The sequence below is a fragment of the Streptomyces sp. LS1784 genome (genome assembly GCF_020103755.1).
In the GTDB taxonomy this organism is placed as follows: Bacteria; Actinomycetota; Actinomycetes; order Streptomycetales; family Streptomycetaceae; genus Kitasatospora.
In genome coordinates this window covers 1-3145 of sequence record NZ_JAHSQD010000769.1, presented here as the reverse complement: position 1 = coordinate 3145, position 3145 = coordinate 1, and the positions used below count along the sequence as shown (strand labels likewise).

General features: G+C 73.4%; 3 protein-coding genes and 1 pseudogene. 2 read left to right on the top strand and 2 right to left on the bottom strand.

The window, feature by feature from the left end; genetic code table 11:
• Positions 1–289 precede the first annotated feature (289 nt).
• Together KS423_RS42050 and KS423_RS42045 are read left to right on the top strand one after the other, a co-directional pair.
• Complete coding sequence (locus tag KS423_RS42050) at positions 290–481, top strand: MarR family transcriptional regulator (RefSeq protein ID WP_224284985.1); 192 nt, start codon at positions 290–292, stop codon at positions 479–481.
• A 246-nt stretch (positions 482–727) separates the two neighbouring features.
• On the top strand, positions 728–1474 hold the full coding sequence (locus tag KS423_RS42045) for an MBL fold metallo-hydrolase (RefSeq protein ID WP_224284984.1): 747 nt from the start codon (positions 728–730) through the stop codon (positions 1472–1474).
• Between the two features lie 204 nt (positions 1475–1678).
• Here the strand turns inward: KS423_RS42045 and KS423_RS42040 are convergent, their stop codons facing one another.
• Both KS423_RS42040 and KS423_RS42035 read right to left on the bottom strand, forming a co-directional pair.
• Positions 1679–2965, bottom strand: a complete 1287-nt coding sequence (locus KS423_RS42040; protein ID WP_224284983.1) for an LLM class flavin-dependent oxidoreductase — start codon at positions 2963–2965, stop codon at positions 1679–1681.
• Positions 2962–3145: pseudogene (locus tag KS423_RS42035) on the bottom strand (hypothetical protein); the annotation flags it as partial. The gene KS423_RS42040 and the pseudogene KS423_RS42035, both read right to left, overlap by 4 nt.

The following is a 3145-nucleotide window of genomic DNA, read 5'->3' as shown; positions in this document are numbered from 1 at the left end:
GCGGGGCCGGACGGGTGCGCCGCACCAGCGCCGCCGCGGCGGCGGCCAGCAGCGCGACGCCCAGCAGCGACAGGACGAGCCAGGTAGCGGTCATGCCGTTCATGCGGCGAACCGTACCGGGCCGAGGGTGAACGCCACCACCGCGGCGGCCGTGACGATTGGGCAATTGTCCGCGCATTGCCCCCGGTTCGTCACGGAACTGCCACAATGCCCGTTCTGTGCCCGGAGCTCCGACCGGCCCGGCCAGGCTGCGTCACGAACGTCTGCCCCCGTCCCCGGAGGTGCCCCCGTGACCCGTGGCCCCGAGCTGTGGTCCTGCGCCGAGATCGCCCGTCACATCAACGTCCGGCCCGCGACCGTCCGCAGCTACCGCAGGCACCGGCTGCTGCCCGACCCGGACGTGATCGACGGCAACGGCCACCCGCGCTGGTACCCCTCCACCATCCGCAGCTGGGCCCGCAATCGGCCCGGTCGCCGCTGATCCCCGGCCCGTCAACCGCCCCCCGCTCCCGCCCCGGGCGTTCTGGTGATTCCGCCCACAGCCCGGCACGGAGACGGGGGCAAAGTGCCGCTCCGCCCTTACCCTCGACACACCAATGCAGTGCCACCGGCCGGTCCACCGGCCCCGGCCTGCCGTTTTCCATGCTGTTTTCCACGCGGTTCCGGTGGAGGACGGCGATGCCGTTTTCCAGCAGCAGCCAGGATGTGTCGGGGCGGAGGGGCTCGGATGAAACTGACCGTGGTGGGGTGCTCGGGGAGCTTCCCGTCCGCCGACTCGCCCTGCTCCAGCTACCTGGTCGAGGCCGAGGGCTACCGCGTCGTCCTCGACCTCGGCAACGGAGCCCTCGGCGCCCTCCAGAAGTACACCGGCCTCTACGACGTCGACGCCGTCCTGCTCAGCCACCTGCACGCCGACCACTGTGTCGACCTCTGCGCCTACTGGGTGGCCCGCAACTACCGCGCCGAGGGCTGCCCCGAACTGCTGCCCGTGTACGGTCCGGCCGGCACCGCCGAGCGGCTCGCCCGCGCCTACGACATGCCGGAGAACCCCGGGATGAAGGAGGTGTTCGAGTTCCGCACCCTCACCCCCGGCAGCTTCGGACTCGGCCCGTTCCGGATCACCGTCGCCCAGGTCAACCACCCCGTCGACGCCTTCGCCTTCCGGCTGGAGCACGGCGGCCGCTCGCTGGTCTACAGCGGGGACACCGGCGAGAGCGCCGAACTCGTCGAACTCGCCCGCGACACCGACCTCTTCCTCTGCGAGGCCGCGTACATCGACGGACGCGACACCTACCAGGCCGTCCACCTCAACGGCCGCGAGGCGGGCGAGCACGCCGCCGCGGCCGGCGCCCGCCGGCTCGTCCTCACCCACATCCCCCCGTGGACCGACGCCGAGCACAACCGCCGGGACGCCGCGGCCGTCTACCCCGGCCCGGTCGAGATCGCCCGGGCCGGTGCGGTGTACGAGGTCTGAGCAGGTCGGCGGAGTTCCACCGCCTTGAGCCGTCGCCGCCGCACCGGCTGACCGACCGCCGTGCGCGGTCCGTCCGGAACGCCCGGGCGGGCGCGCAGGACCATCCGAACCCGGCGCGGGGGAAGCGGAGATGACCGACCGTCTGATCGCCCTGCTGCGCCTGTCGGCGGCCGGTTCCGGCGGATGCGGCGCTCCCCTCTCCGGCTAGCGCCGTCCGGGAACGGGCAGCCCGAGGTGGTCCCGCAGGGTGGGGCCGGTGTAGTCGGTGCGGAACACCCCGCGCTCCTGGAGCAGCGGCACCACCCGGTCGACGAACTCGTCCAGGCCGCCCGGGGTGAGGTGGGGGACGAGGATGAAGCCGTCGGCCGCGTCGTTCTGCACGAAGTGGTCGATCTGCGCGGCGACGGTGGCCGGCGAGCCGATGAAGGACTGCCGGCCGGTCAGCTCGATCACCAGTTCGCGGCTGGTCAGCTTCTTCTCCGCGGCCACCGCCCGCCACCGTTCGGCGACGGCCACCGGGTCGGCGTGCCGGACCCGGCCCTGCACCAGGCCGCTGTCCGGATCGGGGTCGACGGACGGCAGCGGTCCGTCCGGGTCGTGGCCGGACAGGTCGACGCCCCAGACCTGTTCCAGGAAGGCGATGGCGGTCTGCGGACCGACCTGGGCCCGGCGGATCCCGTGGGCCCGTTCGGCCGCCTCGGCGTCGGTGTCGCCGAGGACGAAGGTGGCTCCGGGCATGATCTTCAGCTCGTCCGGCTTGCGCCCGTACGCGGCGAGCCGGCGCTTGACGTCGGCGTGGAAGGCCTGGCCGTCGGCCAGGGTGGAGTGCCGGGAGAAGACCACGTCGGCGGTGGCGGCGGCGAACTCGCGCCCCTCGTCGGAGTCACCGGCCTGGATCACCACCGGGTGGCCCTGCGGCGGGCGCGGCAGCGAGAGCCGGCCCTCGACGTCGAACTGCGGTCCCGAGTGCCGGACGGGCTCCTCCCCGGCGTCCCAGAACTCCCGTGCCAGCTGGACGAATTCGGCGGCCCGGCGGTAACGGTCGGCCCGGTCCAGGTAGCCGCCGCGGCGGAAGTTCTCCCCGGTGAAGGCGTCCGAGGAGGTGACCACGTTCCAGGCCGCGCGGCCGCCGGAGAGGTGGTCCAGCGAGGCGAAGCGGCGGGCGAGTTCGTACGGCTCGTTGAAGGTCGCGTTGACGGTGGCGGCCAGTCCGAGCCGCTCGGTGACGGCGGCCAGCGCGTTCAGCACGGTGATCGACTCGGGGCGGCCGACCACGTCGAGGTCGTGGATGAGGCCCTTGGTCTCGCGCAGCCGCAGACCCTCGGCGAGGAAGAAGAAGTCGAACTTCCCGCGCTCGGCGGTCTGCGCGAGGTGGCGGAAGGAGGAGAACTCGATGTGGCTGCCGGCGGCCGGGTCGCTCCAGACGGTGGTGTTGTTGACGCCGGGGAAGTGAGCGGCGAGGTGGATCTGCTTGCGCGGTCGGTCCGTCATCGGGTCACCTCGGCGAGGGCGGGGGAAGCGGTGGAGGCGTCGGCGGGGCGGGCGGCGTAGCGGCTGGCCGGGCGCGCCAGGCCGAGGTGCTCGCGCAGGGTGCGGCCGGTGTACTCGGCGCGCAGCAGTCCGGCGGCGCGCAGGGTGGGGGCGATCCGGTCGGCCAGTGCGGCCAGGTCG